This window comes from Bradyrhizobium erythrophlei (genome assembly GCF_900142985.1).
Classification (GTDB): Bacteria; Pseudomonadota; Alphaproteobacteria; order Rhizobiales; family Xanthobacteraceae; genus Bradyrhizobium; species Bradyrhizobium erythrophlei_B.
Genome location: NZ_LT670849.1, coordinates 1113796 through 1133822, shown reverse-complemented (window position 1 = coordinate 1133822; position 20027 = coordinate 1113796). Strand labels below are relative to the sequence as shown.

General features: G+C 62.5%; 18 protein-coding genes. 6 read left to right on the top strand and 12 right to left on the bottom strand.

Annotated features, from left to right (window positions below; genetic code table 11):
• The first annotated feature begins 54 nt into the window (after nucleotides 1-54).
• On the top strand, nucleotides 55-594 hold the full coding sequence (locus tag BUA38_RS05235) for an adenine phosphoribosyltransferase (protein WP_072817011.1): 540 nt from the start codon (nucleotides 55-57) through the stop codon (nucleotides 592-594).
• Between the two features lie 140 nt (nucleotides 595-734).
• Here BUA38_RS05235 and BUA38_RS05230 read toward each other — a convergent pair whose 3' ends face one another.
• The 5 genes from BUA38_RS05230 to BUA38_RS05210 form a co-directional block, all read right to left on the bottom strand.
• A complete protein-coding gene (locus BUA38_RS05230) occupies nucleotides 735-1403 on the bottom strand; it encodes a hypothetical protein (protein WP_072817010.1) in 669 nt (222 codons plus the stop codon).
• A gap of 226 nt (nucleotides 1404-1629) precedes the next feature.
• Entirely contained in the window at nucleotides 1630-2385 is a 756-nt protein-coding gene (locus tag BUA38_RS05225; protein ID WP_072817009.1) for a hypothetical protein, read from the bottom strand.
• Between the two features lie 293 nt (nucleotides 2386-2678).
• On the bottom strand, nucleotides 2679-3917 hold the full coding sequence (locus BUA38_RS05220) for a M48 family metallopeptidase (RefSeq protein WP_072817008.1): 1239 nt from the start codon (nucleotides 3915-3917) through the stop codon (nucleotides 2679-2681).
• Nucleotides 3918-3941: 24 nt separating this feature from the next.
• On the bottom strand, nucleotides 3942-4499 hold the full coding sequence (locus BUA38_RS05215; RefSeq protein WP_072817007.1) for a LemA family protein: 558 nt from the start codon (nucleotides 4497-4499) through the stop codon (nucleotides 3942-3944).
• Nucleotides 4500-4665: 166 nt separating this feature from the next.
• Nucleotides 4666-5631, bottom strand: a complete 966-nt coding sequence (locus BUA38_RS05210) for a small ribosomal subunit Rsm22 family protein (RefSeq protein WP_072817006.1) — start codon at nucleotides 5629-5631, stop codon at nucleotides 4666-4668.
• Nucleotides 5632-5786: 155 nt separating this feature from the next.
• On the opposite strand from BUA38_RS05210, the gene BUA38_RS37930 reads away from it, so the two are divergent.
• Nucleotides 5787-6986, top strand: coding sequence for a Shedu immune nuclease family protein (locus BUA38_RS37930; RefSeq protein ID WP_244553195.1), 1200 nt, complete (start codon nucleotides 5787-5789; stop codon nucleotides 6984-6986).
• 90 nt (nucleotides 6987-7076) lie between these two features.
• Here BUA38_RS37930 and smc read toward each other — a convergent pair whose 3' ends face one another.
• From smc to BUA38_RS05185, 4 genes are all read right to left on the bottom strand, one after another.
• Nucleotides 7077-10541, bottom strand: a complete 3465-nt coding sequence (gene smc / locus BUA38_RS05200) for a chromosome segregation protein SMC (protein ID WP_072817005.1) — start codon at nucleotides 10539-10541, stop codon at nucleotides 7077-7079.
• 240 nt (nucleotides 10542-10781) lie between these two features.
• Nucleotides 10782-11438, bottom strand: coding sequence for a DsbA family protein (locus tag BUA38_RS05195; RefSeq protein WP_072817004.1), 657 nt, complete (start codon nucleotides 11436-11438; stop codon nucleotides 10782-10784).
• Between the two features lie 85 nt (nucleotides 11439-11523).
• Nucleotides 11524-12180, bottom strand: coding sequence for a DsbA family protein (locus BUA38_RS05190; RefSeq protein ID WP_072817003.1), 657 nt, complete (start codon nucleotides 12178-12180; stop codon nucleotides 11524-11526).
• Between the two features lie 95 nt (nucleotides 12181-12275).
• Nucleotides 12276-12755, bottom strand: coding sequence for a DUF721 domain-containing protein (locus BUA38_RS05185; RefSeq protein WP_072825840.1), 480 nt, complete (start codon nucleotides 12753-12755; stop codon nucleotides 12276-12278).
• A 27-nt stretch (nucleotides 12756-12782) separates the two neighbouring features.
• Between BUA38_RS05185 and mutY the strand changes: the two genes are divergently transcribed.
• Nucleotides 12783-13913, top strand: a complete 1131-nt coding sequence (gene mutY / locus BUA38_RS05180) for an A/G-specific adenine glycosylase (protein WP_072817002.1) — start codon at nucleotides 12783-12785, stop codon at nucleotides 13911-13913.
• Nucleotides 13914-13947: 34 nt separating this feature from the next.
• On the opposite strand, the gene BUA38_RS05175 is transcribed toward mutY, so the two are convergent.
• Both BUA38_RS05175 and BUA38_RS05170 read right to left on the bottom strand, forming a co-directional pair.
• Nucleotides 13948-15216, bottom strand: coding sequence for a flavin-dependent oxidoreductase (locus BUA38_RS05175; protein WP_072817001.1), 1269 nt, complete (start codon nucleotides 15214-15216; stop codon nucleotides 13948-13950).
• A 71-nt stretch (nucleotides 15217-15287) separates the two neighbouring features.
• Nucleotides 15288-16211 (bottom strand): LysR family transcriptional regulator, encoded by a 924-nt coding sequence (locus BUA38_RS05170; protein WP_072817000.1) that lies wholly within the window; start codon nucleotides 16209-16211, stop codon nucleotides 15288-15290.
• Between the two features lie 95 nt (nucleotides 16212-16306).
• Between BUA38_RS05170 and BUA38_RS05165 the strand changes: the two genes are divergently transcribed.
• Together BUA38_RS05165 and BUA38_RS05160 are read left to right on the top strand one after the other, a co-directional pair.
• Complete coding sequence (locus BUA38_RS05165) at nucleotides 16307-16753, top strand: nuclear transport factor 2 family protein (protein WP_072825839.1); 447 nt, start codon at nucleotides 16307-16309, stop codon at nucleotides 16751-16753.
• Between the two features lie 127 nt (nucleotides 16754-16880).
• Nucleotides 16881-17300, top strand: coding sequence for a RidA family protein (locus BUA38_RS05160; protein ID WP_083587924.1), 420 nt, complete (start codon nucleotides 16881-16883; stop codon nucleotides 17298-17300).
• Nucleotides 17301-17349: 49 nt separating this feature from the next.
• Here the strand turns inward: BUA38_RS05160 and BUA38_RS05155 are convergent, their stop codons facing one another.
• Entirely contained in the window at nucleotides 17350-18036 is a 687-nt protein-coding gene (locus BUA38_RS05155; RefSeq protein WP_072816999.1) for a glutathione S-transferase family protein, read from the bottom strand.
• Nucleotides 18037-18280: 244 nt separating this feature from the next.
• Between BUA38_RS05155 and poxB the strand changes: the two genes are divergently transcribed.
• Entirely contained in the window at nucleotides 18281-20017 is a 1737-nt protein-coding gene (gene poxB, locus BUA38_RS05150; RefSeq protein ID WP_072825837.1) for a ubiquinone-dependent pyruvate dehydrogenase, read from the top strand.
• Nucleotides 20018-20027: the final 10 nt, after the last annotated feature.

Here is a 20027-nt window from a genome sequence, read left to right as displayed (position 1 = left end):
TGCGCTTCGCGCGCCATCGAATTGAAGATGACGAACAGGATTTGAGAGGCCACGATGACCGCCGAATACGACTTGAAGTCCACCGTTCGCACCATCCCGGACTATCCGAAGCCCGGGATCAAGTTTCGCGACATCACCACGCTTCTTGGCGATGCGCGGGCGTTTCGCCGGGCGGTGGATGAGCTGGTGCAGCCCTGGGCCGGATCGAAGATCGACAAGATCGCGGGCATCGAGGCCCGCGGCTTCATTCTGGGCGGCGCGCTGGCGCATCAGGTATCCGCCGGTTTCGTGCCGATCAGGAAGCGCGGAAAGCTGCCGCACACCACCGTGCGCATCGCCTACTCGCTTGAATACGGCGTCGACGAAATGGAAATGCATGTCGATGCGATCCACCCCGGCGAGCGCGTCATCCTGGTCGACGACCTGATTGCGACCGGCGGCACCGCCGAGGGCGCAGTCAAATTGTTGCGCCAGATCGGCGCCAACGTGGTGGCCGCCTGCTTCATCGTCGATTTGCCCGAGCTCGGTGGTGCTGCCAAATTACGCGCAATGGATGTGGCGGTTCGCACGCTGATGTCGTTCGACGGACACTGAGGCGCCCGAAAACTATCGCGCGTCGTCCCGGCGTACGCCGGGACCCATAACCACCGATGCTAGTTGTTGGAACGCCGTCCACCCCCAACGCAAATTGAGCGGCCGCAGCGTATGGGTCCCTGCTTTCGCAGGGACGACAACTAGGACCCTTGAAGAATCACACTCAGTTCGAGCTCACGGAAGCTCATATAGTTGCGGCGGATCCACTGATGCAGCTCGGTGGACGTATCCCTCTCGTTCCGCAGGTAGTCGGTGAACGAGAAGGAGAGCCGGTCGACATAGGTCTTGAGAAACGTCGGCAGCGCGCCGATGTGCAGAGTCTTGCCCGTGGTGAAAGCCTCCGGCATTTCGCCACGCACGATATATTCGTTGTCGACGGTCACCAGCGAGCTTCGCGGAATCTGGCGCTGTAGCGTCGGATAGCTTCGCGCCGAGACGCGGTCGGTGTCGCCGAGGAACAGCACGACGGGTGTGATGCCGCGGCGGACCGCTTCCTTCACAAACCCGATCTCCTCGGTCATTTCGAAAAATTCGTCGAAGACGTGAAAACCGAGGTCGATCACCTTGGCGACGCCGTCATTGATGATCACGCGATCCATCAGCGCCATCTTGCCGAAGGTGTCGTCGACTTCGGCGGTTTCGGTGATGTCGGGCAGATATTCGAGGAGCGACGGCTCCTTCAGATTGACATCGAAGGCCAGCACGTTGCCGTTCTTCAGCAACAGAAATTCGCTCAACAGGCGCGCGACCAGCGTCTTGCCGACGAGCGGGCGCGGCGAGCAAACGATGTAAACGGGTGTCTGGCGCATCACGCGCTATACTAGTGGAGTGGATTTGACATTCGCTACCCACATTACCGCGAGTCCGCGAAGCGAATGTCAAATCCAAAACTTCACTAGAATACAATATTTTCTAGTGCGGCTTTTGAATTTGAAGTTCCTATGACGAACTCGCAGCAAAACTGATAGGAACTTCAAATTCGCCGCACTAGTGGAGTTCACATCCATTCCAGCCCAATCGGGCGTGGCGCGCAATTTATTTTTCGCCGCCGCGTGAACTCGGCTTGGTGGAGCCGACGATGTCGGTGAGCTTGATGCGATCGTACTCGGCCCAGACATTGGCGAGCCAGTGCCGGACATAGCCGCGCAGCACGAAAGAATAGTTCGCCGCATCGTCGCTGATGCCCTTGTTGGCGACGAATTTCAGGAACGGGACGGAGGCGACCTCGACCTGCTCGTAGGCCATTTCGTTCAGTTTCGGGATGACAAGGTCGGTCGCATCCTTGATCCGATGGAAATACGAATTGTAGGTCGCCTGGTCCCACTGGAAGAACTGGGTGTCGTTGATGAAGTTCTTCACCAGGAAATAGCGGGCGCCTGCCATGAAATTCGAGGTTTCCGCGATTTCGTCCAGCGAGGCGATCGACGGTCCGAGGATGTGGAACACGGCAAACGTGATCTGACCGGATTTGGCCGCGTCGAGGAAGCCGATGTCGCGCAAGGAGGCGAGCGCGGGCGAAAGAAGTCCGGCGCGGACGTCGATCACGGTGACCGAGGGGCTGACCGAGTTCAGCGTGTCGAAGATCTTCATCTGGTCCGAGGTCGTCGTCATGTCGACGATCTCGGTGATGTCGGGATGGAAGCGCTTGAGCGTGCCGCGTGGCGACTCGGTGTCGAACGCGCGGGTCAGAACATTATTGGCGCTGAAATAATCCAAAAGCGTGCGGGAGACGGTCGTCTTGCCGACCCCGCCCTTGTCAGCACCTACCACGATTACTGCCGGCTTCGCCATGAACCTACCTGTATCCCTGTTGGGCACATATCTCTCGCCAAACCGGACATCCGGTTCCGCAACGACCGGGTTTGATCCCGGATATGTCCCGAATTCCCCAAGCGACTGGATCGTTTCACCGGGCGTCTCCGATGAGATCGAAGCTCCCGCTGCCTTCATTGGGTGCGAAGATGGCAGAAACAGGGGAGAATTCAATTCATTAGAGGCCGGGTTGCCCCAATCTTGCGGCGTCGTTAACGGCAGAAGGCGGCCTCAAGGTGGCCGCCCGCATTATTTTCAGCGCTAATGAGGCTTTAGTGACGGCCCCAAGGTCCGGAAAGTGGCCCCGAAGGAGGGCCGCTCGAGGGCTCGGCCGACGAACCGGTCGAACTGCCCCAGGGACCCGAAGTTGGGGCGGGCAAGGCGCCGCCGGCCGGGTCGGTGGCGTCGTTCCAGGGGCCCTTCGGCAAAGGCGGCGGGGCCTGATCGCCGGTACCTTGCGTCTGGTCGTCGGGTGTGTCCGAAGGTAGCGCAATCGGGCCGGGATCGTGCCCGCCGGCAAACTTCACCAGCGCCTGGACGCGGGCGTCGACGGAAGGGTGGGTGGCAAAGAGGTCGGAAAAGCCTTCGCGCGGGTTGTCGAGGCACAATTCCATGACGGCCGAGGTCGCACCAGGGAGTTCGCCGCGGTTTTCGATCTTGCGCAGCGCCGAAATCATGGCGTCGGGATTCTTGGTCAGCTCGACGGAGCCTGCATCGGCGAGATATTCGCGCGAGCGCGACAGCGCCAATCGCACCATCTGCGACAACAGCCAGGCGAGCGCGATCAGCGCAACCGCAATGATGATGACGATGACGGCCCCGCCGCCGGAGCTTTTCCTGTTGTCGGACGATGAGGAAGAACTGTCCGACGACGACCACGAGTTCCGGCCATAACCGCCGTAGTAGCCGAAATTGGTGAAGCTTCGGAAAAACAGCTCGGCAAAGAAGCCGACCGCACCGGCGATGATCACGGCGATCACCATCATCTGCACGTCGCCGTTGCGGATGTGGGTGAGTTCGTGGCCGAGCACGGCCTCGACCTCCTGGTCGTTCAGCGCGGCCAGAAGACCGGTAGTGACGGTGACGGCGTATTGGCGCTGGTTGAGCCCGGTCGCAAAGGCGTTGAGCGCTTCGCTTTCGATGATCTTCAGCTTCGGCATCGGAATGCCACGCGAGATGCAGAGATTTTCCAGAAGATTGTAGAGCCGCGGCTGCTGCTGCCGCGTCACGTCCTCGCCGCCGGTCACGGCATCGACGATCGACTGATGGAAGAAATAGGCGATCGCGATCCAGAGCAGCGTGCCGCCGGTGGCGAACGGAAATGCCTTGATCAGGTCGCGCGCGGCGGCCGCGAGGTAATAGTCAGCCGGCGCGCCGCCATAGCTCAGCACTTCCGCGATCAGCGCGCCGGCATAGACCATCACATAGACCAGCACGAACAGCCCGCCGAGCAACAGCATCGAGCGGGTCTTGTTGGCCGCGATATGCGTGTAGAGACCGTAGGCGGCCATGAGGCGGGACCGTCATTCGTGCGATCAGAATTTCACTTGCGGCGCGGCCTCGACTTCGGTGCGGCTGGCGCCGAGGTCGAAGAAATCCTTGCGCGTGAAGCCGAACATGCCGGCAAACAACGCCGCCGGCATCTGCTGGATACCGGTGTTGTATTCCTGGACCGCATTGTTGAAGAAACGGCGGCTCGCCGCGATCTTGTTTTCGAGATCCGACAATTCGCTCGCCAGTTGCTGGAAGTTGGCGTTGGCCTTGAGGTCCGGATAGGCCTCCGACAGCGCGATCAGCCGGCCGAGCGCGCCGGAAAGCTGGTTTTCCGCCGCCGACACCTGTGCCGGTCCCTGTGCCGACATCGCCGAGTTGCGTGCCTTGATGACGTCGTCGAGCGTGCCGCGCTCGTGCGCCGCATATCCCTTCACCGTCTCGACCAAATTGGGGATCAGGTCGTGACGCTGCTTGAGCTGCACGTCGATATCGGCAAAGGCCTGGTTGACGCGCTGGCCGAGCGCGACCAGCCGGTTATAGGCCCCGAAGGCAAACAGCACGAGAACGACGATGACGCCGAGGACGATCCAGCCGGACATGGAAACAAACTCCTGATGGGAAATCGATGCGGATAACCTAAACCAAAAGGCAATTGAGCGGCAGCCGCCACGAGGTGGGTATCTGGTTGGTCGGTCGCAAGGCCCATATCGTTCAATGGCTTGGGCGAGACCTAAGGTTAATTTCGATTCATCAAGGCTTTGATATCTACTTTGTTGGCGCGTCGCCCCAGCGCCAGCGGCGCGCATTTGCATATGCCGTCTTGTCGCGTCGCGGTACTTTCGCAATCTCGACGCCGTCGGCTGTGCACAGCTTGGCAGCCACTTCGACCTTGCCGACCGCGGGCGGCGCCAGCACGCGCGCGAAACGTTTGGCCGGCGGTTCACGCGTCAGCACCACATAGCTGAACTTTTCGTCCTCGAACGGAAGCTCGGCGCCCTTGAGCTGAATATGCGCGCGCAGCCGCGGCAGCCGTTGCGCGAAGTGGCACCAGTCCGGCGCCAGAAGCGGGCATGGCTGATCATGCGGGCATGGCGCCGCGACATGGGCGCCCTTTGCGATCAGGTCGCTGCGAAGCTCGATGATCCGCGCGTAGCCGGCCGGCGTGCCGGGCTCGACCACGAGCAGCGTATCTCGGGTTTTGGTCCACAGATGTTCGGCAAGCGTGCGCCTCTCGTTTTCTCCGACTTCGCCAATCAGATAACTCGCGATCACGAGATCGGCGGGCTCGACTTCGTCGAGCGCGCCTGCGTCGCGGCGGCATGTCATGGCACTGAGCCGCGAATGCTCGCGGCCGAGATCGAGCGCGAGCTTCTGCAAGGCCGCGTTGATATCGAGCAGCATGAAGTTCTTGAGCGAGACAAAGTTCCCGGCTGCCGCCCAGCTTGCCGTGCCAGGCCCCGCGCCGACGTCGAGCAGGCTGTCGGGCGCGAAGCCGGGTCTTGCTTCCACGAGCGCGTTCAGGCAGGCCGTTACCGCGGCATAGGTCGCGGGCATGCGCACCAGCGCGTAGGCCAGTGCATCGGCGGGTGAGGCGATGGCGCGAGAGTTGCCGCTGTTGCGGTAGGTCTTGGAAATCTGCCCCGCGCGCGCGGCGATGTCGTCACGCGGCAGACTTTCGAGCTTTGCGTCGAGGGCAGTGCGGAGAGCGGAGGGGAGAGTGGGTCGGATCATCTATCGGCCGTCTTGCCCCACGAAAGCGGGGGCATCCAGTATTCTATGACAGCTCTGAGGTACGCCAACTACGTGGTCACAAATTGTGCACATGCCGAACCCAGTGTACGATATTCCTACAATTCAGCCCGCGGATTTCTGGCAGGGGTAGAACAATGCCTCACAGTGGCGCTTTCGACGAAGAGGCGGCCATCGGCAATTTTTGGACCGACGCAATCTATCCGCGCGACTTTAAGGACGGCTCGGGTAAATATCTCAATATCGTCACTGAAGAAGATGGCAACACGACAGTCGAATACCATCCGCCTTTTCCATCGCGGAACCGGATCAAACTTAGCGTCACGTTCTTGCGGGCAAACGGCGACATCAGGGAGGTGACGCTCAAGAAGTTCAAGCAGTACACCAAGCACGGTGTATCGCGATGGGAAGAGCAGCATTGGGGGCCGAGCGACCCGATGACTTTTACCCATTTTACGTTCGAGAAGTTGCTTGGATTTCTCAAACTACTTACGGAGCTTGACCTGGCGAAGCTCAATGAGCGTCGGATTGCGCTTCGAGAAGGCGCTGGCGCCGGCTTAGACGCGGAGACGCAGGCGAAGATGCGCACGCTCCTCAAGCAGCCGGATGGTTTAGCGATAGTCGATGAGCTACTACGTAATGGCTTGATCACCTCGCGCGACCTCGTAAATATCGGCTACCGCAAGAGTCAGTTGGGAGTGTTTGATCGCCTCATGCGTGGTCCAGAGAACCTTGAAACGTATCGCGTCGAGCACGGCATCACGAGCACGCAACCGGAAAAGATTTGGCAGCATTTCTTCAGTCGAAATGAGTGGATTTTCGGCTTTGGACTTGACTATCGCTTTCTCGGCGTCCTCCAAAGGGAGGCGCATGTTTCCGAGGAGGACGTCGCCGGGCGGGATGGCTCTATTGCCGACTTCCTAATGGGCGCCACCAACTTCACCGTGCTCGTCGAGGTGAAAAGGCCGGACACTCGTCTTTTCGAGGAGCGCAAGAATAGAGCTGGTAGCCGGAAGCTGTCGACAGAATTGATCGATTCGGTTTCCCAAATCCTGGAGCAAAAGGCGAGTTGGCAGGTGAGAGGCGAGGCGAATGCCTCAAAAAACTATAGCTCGAGTGGGAAGCTGATCGATCGGATGACCGTCGATCCGAAAAGCATATTGTTGATCGGCGCAGATAGTCAATTCGCGGGGACAGAGAAAGAGCGAGCCATCAAGCTTCGAACGTTTGAGCTGTTCCGACGCGATTCTCGGAACATCGAAATTTTAACCTATGACGAACTTTACGAGCGAGCGAAGTTCATTGTTGGGCATTGCGAACCAACCCCACAAGAATAAATCCCTATCCACTCTTTTTGGCGTTACCAAGCGGATTTTCCATTTGGGACAACGGTCGCCACTCCCGCAAGACGGGACGCAGGCAACAGATTACGCCACGTTCTGATCGAGTATTTTCACGGCCTCATCGAGCGCGACGGAGACGAGCTGCGACACGCCGCGCTCCGCCATGGTGACGCCGAACAGGCGGTTCATCCGCGCCATGGTGATCGGATTATGCGTGATGATGATGAATCGCGTCTCGGTGGTCGCGGTCATTTCATTCAGGAGATTGCAGAAGCGCTCGACGTTGTGATCGTCGAGCGGTGCGTCGACTTCGTCCAGCACGCAGATCGGTGACGGATTGGTGAGGAACACCGCGAAGATCAGCGCCAGCGCCGTCAGCGCCTGCTCGCCGCCCGACAGCAACGAAAGCGTCTGCGGCTTTTTGCCCGGCGGCTTGGCGATGATCTCGAGGCCCGCTTCCAGCGGATCTTCGCTCTCGATCAGATGCAGCGCGGCCTCGCCGCCGCCGAACAGTTCGGTGAACAGGCGCTTGAAGTGGGCGTTGACGGTTTCGAACGAGGCCAGCAGGCGTTCGCGCGCCTCGCGGTTGAGGCTCTGGATGCCCTGGCGCAGCCGCTTGATGGCTTCGACGAGATCGTCGCGCTCGGTGGTCAGCGATGTGTGCTGCGCCTCGACTTCGCGGAGCTCTTCCTCGGCACGCAGGTTGACCGCGCCAAGTCGTTCGCGATCGCGGCGCAGCTTTTCGAGGTTTTCCTCGATCTCGGGCAAGGGCGGCAATTCCGTGCCGGGCTCGATTTCGGCAAGCCCCGCGACCGCCTGCGGTTCGATCTCGAGCATGTCGTGAATCTCACGTTCGATATCGATCAGGCGGCGCTTGGCGCCATCCATCCGTTCTTCGGCGCGGCCGGTCGCCTCGCGGGCGCTCGACAAAGCCTCGAGCGATATCTTGGCGGCGCGGTCGGTCTCGGCCATGACGTTCTCGGCGGCAGCCAGCGCGTCGGCGGCGGCGCGGCGGCCGCCCTCTGCGGCCTCGATTTCGCTGATCAGCGCACGGCGCTTTTCCGCAAACACCGCCGGCGCGTTCTCAAGCTCGGCGCGTTCGGCCCTGACCTCGCTGACACGCGCCTCGATCGTCTCTAACTGCGAGGCGGCGCTGGTCTTGCGGCTTTGCCATTCGTTGCGTTCGGCGGTGATGGCCTGAAGCCTGCGGTCGGCCAACTCTGCCTCGCGCGCCAGCGCCTGCGCCTCGGCGCGCACCTGGGCTGCGATACGGCGGCAGCCATCGATGCCGGTCTTGACCTCCGCAAGCCTGTTTTCGGTGGGCTCGCTCGAGGGCAACTCGGCCAGCGCCGTGGTCGCGCCTTCATGGGCGGCGTGCGCTTCGCTGCGGTCGGCGGCGATGCGGCTGCGCGCCTCCGTCAGGGCGGACTTGCGCGCGGTGTGACGGTTGATCTCGCGTTCCGCGGCGGCATGACGTTCGCGCGCGCTATCTGCTTCGCGCTGGGTGGCGCGTGCCGCGTCGCGTGCGGAAGATTCAGCTGACGCCGCCGCCTTCAACTCGGTCTCGCCCGTTTCCAGCGCCTGCCGCTTGGCACCGGCATCGATGCGGGCCTGCTCCAGTTCGTTTTCGATGTCGACGAGGCGCGCGCGCTCGGCGAGCCGGCGTGCCGCACCGGTCGGTGCGTGGGCGTCCGCGACAAACCCGTCCCAGCGCCAGACGTCGCCTTCCAGCGACACCAGCCGCTGGCCGGTCCGCAGCTGCGCGACGAGTTCTGCGCCACGTTCGCGCGTCACAACGCCGATCTGGGCGAGACGCCGCTTCAGTTCGACCGGTGCCTGAACATGGGCGGCGAGCGCTTCGACGCCGTCGGGCAGCGCGGGATCGCTCCCGGTCGCCTCGAAGTGGGTCCAGCGCATCGGCGCGGACGGATCCACCGGCGCATCGAGATCATCGCCGAGCACGGCGCCGATCGCTTTTTCATAGCCCTTGGCGACGGTGATGCCGTCGATGATCGGCGGCCACAGGTTCTTGGTCTCGCTGTTGACGAGCTTCGAAATCGTGCGCGCTTCGGTCTCAAGCCGCTGCACGCGCTTGTCGGCCTCGTTCAGCGGTGCGCGCGAAGCCTCTAGCCTGGCGCGGGCTGCGGCGTGGGCTGCTTCGGCTGCCTGCGAAGCGCTTTCGGCGCTGGTCCGGTTCTCCTGGCTCTCTTCCACCGCGGCAGTGAGCATGGCGAGGTCGCCGAGCCCGCTCGTCTCCTCCGCAAGGCTTTGCTCGTCGCGCTCGACGTTGGCGATGTCGGAATCGAGCTTCGCCAGCCGGTCGCGGTGGGTGCGCACATTGTCGTCGAGCTGGTTGCGCTTGGCCGTGAGGTCGGCGAGCGTGGTGGTCAGCTCAGCAAACAGGCGCTCGGCGGAGGCAAGGGTGGCCTCCGCCTCAGAGACGCGTTCGTCGACGCCGCTGCGCTTCTCGACGCGAAATTTGATTTCTTCCTTGAGCTCCGCGTCTTCGGTGTCGAGCCGCTGAAGGGCAGCGTCGGCGTCGGCGGTTTGCTGCTGTTCGCGGGAGCTGTCGGCGGAAAACTGCGTCAGGCGGCGGTCGAGCTCGGCCACGCGCTCCTGGGCGCGGGCTTCCTCGCGATCGAGCGTCTCCCGCGCGCTGGTCAGGCGTTGCAGGCCGGCGGCGGCTCTGGCCTCGGCCTCACGCAGGGCGGGGAGTTCGGAGGCGCGGATCGCCTGGATGCGGGCGGCTTCGGCCTGCTCGCGGGTCCGTTCGGCCATCTCGCGGACGGAGAGGTCATGGACCTGCGTGGTGTCGGTTACGCCGGCTTGGGCCTCGATCCAGCGCAGGTGAAACAGCAACGCTTCCGCTTTACGGACCTTGGCGGCGACTTCGCGGTAACGGATGGCCTGGCGGGCTTGTTTCTTCAACCCGTCGATCTGTCCGGAGAGTTGTCCGATCACGTCCTCGACACGGGTGAGGTTGGTTTCGGCCGCCTTCAGCCGCAACTCGGCCTCGTGGCGTCGCGCGTGAAGCCCGGCGACACCGGCGGCGTCTTCGAGCACGCGGCGGCGCTGTTCGGGTTTGGCCTGAATGATCTCGCCGATCTTGCCCTGGTGGACGAGGGCCGGCGACCGCGCGCCGGTGGCAGCGTCGGCGAACAGGAGCTGCACGTCGCGGGCGCGCACGTCGCGGCCGTTGATCCGATAGACCGATCCGGCCTCGCGCTCGATGCGGCGCGAAATCTCCAGAATATTGCTGTCATTGACGGCCGCAGGCGCGGTGCGCTCCGAATTGTCGATCGACATCACCACTTCGGCGTGGTTACGCGCCGGCCGGTTGCCGGAGCCGGCAAAAATCACCGCGTCCATGTCGGCCGCGCGCAGCGACTTGTGCGACGTCTCGCCCATCGCCCAGCGCAGTGCTTCCACGAGGTTGGATTTGCCGCAGCCGTTCGGACCGACGACGCCGGTGAGACCCGGCTCGATCATGAAGTCGGTTGGTTCGACGAACGACTTGAAACCGTGAAGGCGAAGACGGGTCAGCTTCATAGGCACAGATTCTCTGTTGGCAGGGCGCGAATCTCCCTGCCCGGACAATACCATAGAAGGCAATTGTCGTTGTTGGGGGTGAGTCGCTTATAGCGCCTCTCGAAGGAGGGACAATGGCGAGACGGGGGGCAAGGGCAACCGCCGCCGCCGCTTTTCCCAAGGGAATTAAGTGCGCATTACGAGCCACTTATCCCAAGATTTCTCGCAAATCGCGAGCCTTTCGAGTTCCGGTTGAATTGCTCAATCCTTGAGCAGCGCCTTGATCCGCCTGTCAAATTCCTCAAACGGGGCATTGCCGACGACCCTGTCTTCATTGATGAGGAACGTGGGCGTCGAATTGATGCCTAGCTTGGCGTTGGCGTAGATCCGGTCCGCGACGATCTTGTTGAACACGTCCTCGTTCTTCAGGCAGTCCCTGACTTGGTCTTCGTCCAACCCGGACTGCTTGCCGACCTGAATAAGTGTATCGCGAGGCTTCGTGAACCTCGACCAATCCTGTCTGAACATCACATCCGTGACGGCGAAGTACTTTTCAGCATCGCCGTCAGCGATGCAGCGCGACAACACGCTTGAAGCGGCGGCAACGGGATCGAGCGGGAACTCGCGGAACACATACCGGATCTTTCCGGTGTCGACATAGGCGGCCTTGATCTTCGGGAAGGTGTTTTCGTTGAACGCCGCGCAATGCGGACAGGTGATCGATGCGAATTCGGTGACGGTGACCGCCGCATCGACAGGTCCAAGCGCCATCTGCGGCAACGACACTGGCTCGGCGACGTCCTCGGCCGTGCCATTGGCCAAGGCGGCGGAAATCGGATCGAACCGGGAGCGACTGGTGAGAGCGGCAAGTCCGGTCAGCGACAGGGTGGCGGTTATGGCGCGACGCGTGACGATCAAGGTCGGCTCCCGGAAAGCACTTTCGTACGTGACAGTATAAGCCGCAATTGGCCAGGCCGGAAGCGCACGGGCGCCAGCCGGCAGCTCAGCTTTTAAGCAGTGCCTTGATCCGCTTGTCGAATTCCTCAAACGAGGTTTCGCCTTTGATCATCTCGCCGTTCACGAAGAACGTCGGCGTCGAGTTCACCTTCAGGACGTCGGACGCGTATTTCTGGTCGGCCACGATCTTGTCGAGCAAGGCCTGGTCCTTGAGGCAGGTTTCGACTTGGCTCTGGCTCAGCCCGGCCTGCTTGCCGATCCGGGTCAGGGTCTCGGTGGTATTTTTCAACACCCAGTCGCTCTGCTGGCGGAACAAGAGGTCGGTGACCGCGAAGTACTTGGCGGCGTCGTCCTTGGCGATGCAGCGCGACAGCATCGAGCCCGCGGCGGCCTTGATGTCGAGCGGGAATTCGCGGAACACGTAGCGGATCTTGTTGGTGTCGATATAGGCGGCCTTGATCTTCGGGAACACGTTTTCATTGAAGGCCGCGCAATGCGGGCAGGTCATCGAGGCGTATTCGGTGATGGTAACGCTCGCATCCTTCGGCCCGAGCGCCATGTCGGGCAGGGACTGCGGCTTGGCAACGTCGGCGGCGCCGTCGGCCAGCGCGTCCGTGATCAGGCGAAAGGGCGACAATCCTGCGAGAGCGGCAAATCCGGTCAGCGACAGGGCGGCGGTAAAGGCACGACGCGTGATGATCAAGATCGGCTCCCGAATTGGCGCTTTGGCTGCAAAAACTGGCCTTCGCTAGCTTGAAACCACTGACGTGGCAATGGCGGCCGGGGTCGCGGAAAGCGTCAATTTCCCTTGATTGAAGCCCCCAGCCGCGCCAGCGCCGCCCGCAAGGCGTCGTCCTCGACCGAGGTCAGGGTCTGCGCGATCTGCTCGACCTCGCGCGGGTCGGGCGGCGGCGAGGGCCGTGGCCGCTCGTTGCGCGATAGCGGGCCTTGCCGCAGGGCGAGGCGTCCGACCGCGCTCCAGCCGAAGAAGCGGTTGACGCGTTGAAGGATCACGTCGGAAGCGTGCTGGATTTCCAGCGCCATCGGGCCTTCGACCCGCAGCACCAGCGTGGCCGGCTCCTGCGGCTGGCCTTCCACCGGCCGCGGCCACTGCATCTTCAGCGGTTCGCAATGCGCCGACAGTTCGGGACCGATGATCTCGGTCCAGCGCGTGACGAGTTCGCGCGCCGCAAATCCCTGCTTGGCATAGGCGTCGGAGAAGACGTCGCTGAGCAGGACGGACAACGGCTTTGCGCTGGATCGACCGGGCTTGTTCATCTTGGAAGGCTTTGCGACCATGTACATATGAGTCTATCAGGCGCCGCTATCCGGCGAAAGAAAACTCCTTCGTCCGATCAAGAAGATGCGGTCACCGCGCGCCCTGCATTGTTGCTGGCGTGGTACGACCGGCATCGAAGGGTGCTGCCGTGGCGACCGCCGGCAGGCCACAAGCCCGATCCTTACGCGGTGTGGCTGTCGGAAATCATGTTGCAGCAGACCGGGGTCAAGACGGTCGGGCCGTATTTTCAGAAGTTCCTGGCGCGCTGGCCTGATGTCACGGCGCTCGGCCGCGCTTCGCTCGACGACGTGCTGCGCATGTGGGCGGGGCTTGGCTACTATTCGCGGGCGCGCAACCTGCACGCCTGCGCGGTCGCGGTGCTGCGTGACCACAACGGCGTTTTCCCCGATACCGAAGAAGGCTTGCGGACCTTGCCCGGCATCGGTCCCTACACGGCGGCGGCGATTGCCGCGATCGCATTCGACCGCCGCACCATGCCGGTCGATGGCAATATCGAACGCGTGGTGTCACGCCTGTTTGCGGTCGAGGAAGAGTTGCCGCAGGCGAAGCCCGTCATCCAGAAGCTCGCGGCGACACTGCTCGGACCCTCTCGCGCCGGCGACGAGAAGTCTCGCGCCGGCGACAGCGCACAGGCCTTGATGGACCTCGGGGCGTCGATCTGCACGCCGAAGAAGCCGGCATGCAGCCTGTGTCCGCTCAATGATGATTGCGCCGCACGCCAGCGCGGTGAGCAGGAGATATTTCCGAAGAAGGCGCCGAAGAAATCAGGCGACTTGCGCCGTGGAGCCGCGTTCGTCGTCACCCGCGGCGACGAGCTTCTGGTGCGGACGCGCCCGGAGAAGGGACTGCTCGGCGGCATGACCGAGGTGCCGGGCTCCGACTGGCGCGCCGCGCAGGACGATGCGACCGCGCTGAAGCAGGCGCCCTCCCTTGCGGGCGTGACGCGCTGGCATCGCAAGCTCGGCGTGGTGACGCACGTCTTCACGCATTTTCCGCTCGAGCTTGTGGTCTATACGGCGCGCGTCGCCGCGCGCACGCGTGCGCCAAAGGACATGCGCTGGGTGCCGATCGCAACGCTCGATGACGAAGCGTTGCCGAATGTGATGCGCAAGGTGATTGCGCACGGGCTTGGCTAGCGGCGCGACTGATCGAGGCGGCGAGGGCGCTGCGCTAGATACTTGGTCGCTGCACGATCGGCGGTTTGGCGTTGAGGCCTTCGACCTGGAATCCGGCGACGCGCTTGTAGTTGGCTGCGATCTCTTCCAGCTCCCGCCGCGACAGCACTTCGCTGACATCGTCAAAACCGTCGGGCGCGCGTTCCTCGACAAGTTGCATCACCTGCTCCGGCCCGTTGCGGCGGTTAAGCAAAACAAGCTCGGTCGTGGCGGGACGGCGTTCGGCTTCATAGGCCGCAAGCGCGGATCGGGTCGCACCGTGTGCCAAAATCTCCCGCGTCAGCACCCGTGCGTCGAGGATGGCCTGCGAGGCGCCATTGGAGCCGACCGGATACATCGGATGGGCGGCATCGCCCATCAGCGTGACGCGGCCGAACGTCCATTGCGGAATCGGATCGCGATCGACTAGCGGATATTCAAATGCATGCGAGCAGTCGCGGATCAGGCCGGGGACATCGAGCCAGTCGAATCTCCAGTCCGCAAACCACGGCAGGAATTCTTCAAGGTGGGCCGCGCGATTGTAATCCTCGCGCCGCCATTGATAGGTCGGCGGCATGTGCCGCTCCGCGATCCAGTTGATCAGGAGCTTGCCGTCGCGATCCGGCACCTTTGAAATCGGGTAGCAGACGAATTTCAGCGTCTCGTGGCCGGCCATGATCATGGTGCGGCCGGATAGAAATGGCTTTGCCGCCGTCACGCCGCGCCAGAGAATGCGCCCGTTCCAGATCGGCGGGCCTTCGTTCGGGTAAAGTTTTTCCCGCGCGGCGGAATGGATGCCGTCGGCGGCGATCAGCATCGCGCCCTCGTACGTGCCCGCCGGCTTTCCGGTGGCCTTGTCGATGAAGCTGGCACGAACTCCGCTTCCCGTTTCGGTCCAGTCGCTCAGGTGATGGCTGGTGAGGATGTTGTCGGCGCCGAGCCGTTCGATGGCGGTCTCGAGCAGGATCTGTTGCAGGGTGCCGCGGGGAATCGAGAATTGCGGCCACTTGTAACCGGCCTCCAGGCCGCGCGGCTCGCTCCAGATCGGCCGTCCGCGCTTGGAGAAATAAGCAAGCTCGCGTGTCGCGACAGCAGCGGCATCGAGCGGTTCGCGCAAGTCGAGCTCGATCAATTCGCGCACCGCGTGCGGCAACACGTTGATGCCGACGCCGAGCGGCCTCAATTCGGGAACGCTCTCGAAGACTTTGGCGGGGACGCCGATTTGGTGCAGGCTGAGCGCCAGTGTCAGCCCGCCGATGCCGCCGCCGGCAATCAGAACTGTCATGTCAGTACCATCCTTCCCGCGAGCGTCATGACATGACGGCGACTTCGGGGGCAACTGCGAAGGCACGCTATTCACGCGGCGCGCGGCTTCACCCCGTCCAGACCGCGGCCGGTTTGCAGCATCAGGTTCCGCAGCCAGATCGATCCGGGATCGAACTGTGCGCGGGTCGGATAGAACATGTGCTGCTCGTCGATGCCGGGATCGAGCGGCGGCGTGACCGTTTTCAGCGACAATTGCTTTGCCAGCGCCGCGATCAGGCGGCGGGGTACGAAGGCCACGAGATCGGTCCGCGCGGTCACGTGCAGCGCCTCGATATAGCCCGGCACGACGAGCGCGATCCGCCGTTCGATGTTCTTGGTGTGCAGCCAGCGGTCGATCAGGTCCTCGTTCTGGCCGCGGATCACGACGGCGACATGCCGCGCGGCGAGAAAGGCATCGCGCTTCTTCAAGCCGGCGCCGACCGGATGGCCCTTGCGCACGGCGAGCGCATCGCTGTCGACGTAGAGGCGCTGGCGGTGAAAGCCCTTGAAGGCATCGCCAATCGAAATGACAAGGTCGATGGTGCGGGCGAATTCCGCGGTGAAGATCGCGGGCCCCCGCCACGGCACCACGTCGATGGTCACGCCGGGCGCCTGTTTCGTCACCTTTTCCATCAACGGCGGCATCAGCAGTTCGACCGCCAGATCCGGCATCATCAGGCGGAAATGCCGCTCGCTGCGGCTGGCGTCGAATTTCTCCGGCGCAAACAGCCCGCGCACCTGGTCGAGCGCCTGCGAAAGCGGCCCGCGCAGCGCCTGCGCCCGTGGCGTCAACTCCATCCGCGCACCGGTGCGTACCAGAAGCGGATCGCCGATCGCGTCGCGCAGCCGTTGCAAGGCGTGGCTCGCGGCCGGCTGCGACAGGCCGATCCTCATCGCCGCGCGGCTGACGCTTGCTTCCTTGAGCAGCGCGTCGAGCGCAACCAGCAGATTGAGGTCAAGCGAATTAAAATTCATGAAATGAATAGTTATCATATTTCATATCGATTGGAAGAATGATCGGCCGTGGCGCAATGATCGGCGGGTGCTTCACTCAACCGAAAGAGGCCGCCATGAGCGACACCGCCAGCAACAAGAAATTGATCCAGGAGATTTTCGCCGCCGCCGGCAATCCCGACCCCGCCGCGCGCGACCGCGCATTGTTCGTCGCCAGTCTCGCCGACGACGCGATCTGGACCGTGACCGGCCAGTATTCCTGGTCACGCACCTTCGAGGGCAAGCAGTCGATCCTGAACGACCTGCACGGCCATGTCCGTACGCGGCTTGTCGAGCGGACGCGCACGCTCGCGTTTCGCTTCATCGCCGACGGCGACTATGTTGCGGTGGAAGCCAAGGGCGACAATGTCACGCGGGAGGGCGCGCGCTACGACAATGACTACTGCCTGATATTCCGTCTCGCGGACGGCAGGATCAAGGAGATCAGGGAGTATTGCGACTCGGTCCTGACCGAAAAGGCGCTGGGAAAATTCCCGGACTCAAAAATACCTGCGGCGATTTGAAATGACATATTCCGTGTGGCGGGCGTCGCAGGTTTTGACAGGATGAAATCTTGCTTTGAAAAGGCTGTCGCGGATGTGCGATATCAGGGCGTGACGCAAATCCGGCATTGCCACATGGAAGATGATGATGTCGAAGCCATCAAAGGAATTCATCAACCCGACAGGTCTGATTGCGCCGGGCCCGGCCCTGTATTCGCACGTCGCCAAGGTCGTCAGCGGAACGATCGTCTATATTTCCGGCCAGGTCCCGAGTGATGCGTCCGGCAAGATCATCGGCGAGGGCGATTTTGAGGCTCAGGTCGAGCAGGTCTTCGCCAACCTCAAGATTGCAGTCGAAGCCGCTGGCGGCGCGATGGCCGACATCGTCAAGCTGAATTACTTCCTTAGCCCCGAGGTTGATCCGGCCGACGTGCCGAAGCTGCGCCCGATCCGCGACCGCTACCTGAATGTTGCCGCGCCGCCGGCCAGTACGTTCGTTGCCGTGAGCCGCCTGATGCGGCCCGGGTGGCTGATCGAGATCGAGGCGGTCGCGGCGATCGACGGGTAGAAAAAACGGCGTCCCTCTCGGGACGCCGTTTCGTCGTCTGGAAGGCGGATCAGGCCACCTTGGTCTTGAGATGACGGAACATGATCTGACGGGCTTCGTCGTCCATCTCGGTCTTGAAGGTGAACTTGTCCTTTAGCGTGCTCGCGCGCGACGCTGCGGGCCGTGCCGAGATTTCGTCGAAGAGCCGCTTCACGTTGGGATACTTCGTGAAGGCGTCATCGCCCAGAATGTACGGCGCCATGCGCACCCAACCCCAGAACGCCATGTCGACGATGGAATAGCTATCGCCCACCATGTATTTGCTCTTGGCGAGGTGATCGTCGAGGATCTTGTAGTGGCGGTTCGCCTCGAACTGGTAGCGGTCATGCGCGTATTCCAGGTCCTTCGGCGCGAAGTGCTTGAAATGCACGGCCTGTCCGGAATAGGGACCGAGGCCGGTGGCAATGAACATCAGCCACGAGTAGAGCAGCGCCTTGTTTTGCGGCGTGTTGGCCGGCATGAACTTGCCGGTCTTTTCGCCGAGATAGAGCAGGATCGCGTTTGAGTCGAAAACGGAAATTCCGTCGTCGTTGATCGCCGGCACCTTACCGTTCGGATTGACCTTGAGGAATTCTGGCTTGAACTGGTCGCCCTTGCGGGTATCGACCGGGATCAGTTCGTAGGGCAGGCCGGTCTCTTCGAGAAATAGCGCGACTTTGGCCGGGTTCGGGGCGCCGTTGAAATAGAACTTGAGCATTCAGATCTCCCTTTTCGTTATTGCCGCAAAATGGGGACGCTGGCCAAAGGCCGGCGGAGAGGCATTTCTTGCACGAATTTTGCGGAAAAGAGCAAGCGACGAGTTTGTGAGGAGTGCATTGCGGCCGCGCAATGGCGAGGCCCGCAATCCGTCGCGAAAATCTGATCTGGCCGGTCTTGCGCGGCTCAAGCCTCCCGAGCAGTGTAGCGTGCAGCCTCAAGCCTCACGCAAAGAGGGTTTTCCCATGCGGATCGACAATGTTGCGGATCTCATCGCCGAAACACTCGCCCAGGCCGGCGTGAAGCGCATCTTCGGTATTGTCGGCGATAGCCTGAACGGCCTGACCGAAGCATTGCGCAAGCGCGAAGTGATCGAGTGGGTCCATGTCCGGCACGAGGAAGTCGCAGCCTTCGCTGCCGCAGGCGAATCCCAGATCACCGGCGGTCTCGCCGTCTGCGCAGGCTCCTGCGGTCCGGGCAATCTGCACCTGATCAACGGTTTGTTCGACGCGCATCGCAGCCGCACGCCGGTGCTGGCACTGGCGGCGCAAATTCCGTCTGCGGAAATCGGTGGCGGCTATTTTCAGGAGACCCATCCCCAGGACCTGTTTCGCGAGTGCAGCCATTATTGCGAGTTGGTGTCCGATCCCACGCAATTGCCCTACATGCTGGAGAACGCCATCCGCGCCGCCGTCGGTGGCCGCGGCGTTGCCGTGCTGGTATTGCCGGGCGACGTCGCGTTGCGCCCGGCGCCGAAGCGCGAGATCTCGCCCAATGCCGGGCTCCTGCCGCCGGCGCCCGTGGTGCGGCCCGCCGACACTGAACTGAACGCGCTCGCCGCTCTGCTCAACGGCGCCAAACGCGTGACGCTGTTCTGCGGACGCGGCTGCGCCGGCGCACACGACCAACTGATGAAGCTCGCGGAGACACTCAAGAGTCCGATCGTGCACGCGCTCGGTGGCAAGGATCATGTCGAGTATGACAATCCGTACGATGTCGGCATGACCGGCTTCATCGGATTTTCCTCAGGCTATGCCGCGATGCATGCCTGTGACGCGCTGCTGATGCTTGGAACCGATTTTCCTTACAAGCAGTTTTTTCCAACCGGCATCAGCATTGCCCAGGTCGATATCCGTCCCGAGAACCTCGGCCGCCGCTGCAAGCTCGATCTCGGCGTCGTCGGCGATGTCGGCGAAACCATCGCCGCGCTGTTGCCGAAACTCAACGCAAAGGCCGACCGCAAGCACCTTGATGCCAGCCTCGCGCATTACCGGGATGCCCGCTCCGGACTCGACGAACTGGCGCGCGGCAAGCCGGGCCAGAAGCCAATTCATCCGCAATATCTCGCGCGCCTCATTGGCGAATACGCCACTGATGATGCAGTGTTCACCGCCGATGTCGGCACGCCGACCATCTGGGCCGCGCGTTATCTGAAAATGAATGGCCGGCGTCGCCTGATCGGCTCCTGGGTTCACGGTTCGATGGCCAATGCGATGGCGCATGCGATCGGCGTGCAGGCCGCGCAGCCGGGCCGGCAGGTGGTGTCGATGTCGGGCGACGGCGGCTTTTCCATGCTGATGGGTGACCTGATCACGCTGACCCAGATGAAGTTGCCGGTGAAGGTTGTGATCTTCAACAACAGCGTTCTCGGCTTTGTGGCGCTGGAGATGAAGGCTGCCGGTTTCATCGAGACCGGCGTCGATCTCAAGAATCCCGACTTCGCGGCCATGGCCCGCGCCATGGGTATTCATGGCGTCCGGGTCGAGGATCCCGGAGAGCTGGAAGGCGCGATCAAGGCCATGCTCGCCCATGATGGCCCGGCCGTCCTCGACGTGGTGACGGCGACGCAGGAATTGTCGATGCCCCCGACGATCACGCTGGAGCAGGTCAAGGGCTTCAGCCTCTGGGTGTTGCGCGCCGTCATGAGCGGCCGTGGCGACGAGGTGGTTGACCTTGCCAAGACCAACCTTCTGCCCCGCTGAGCGCGACCCT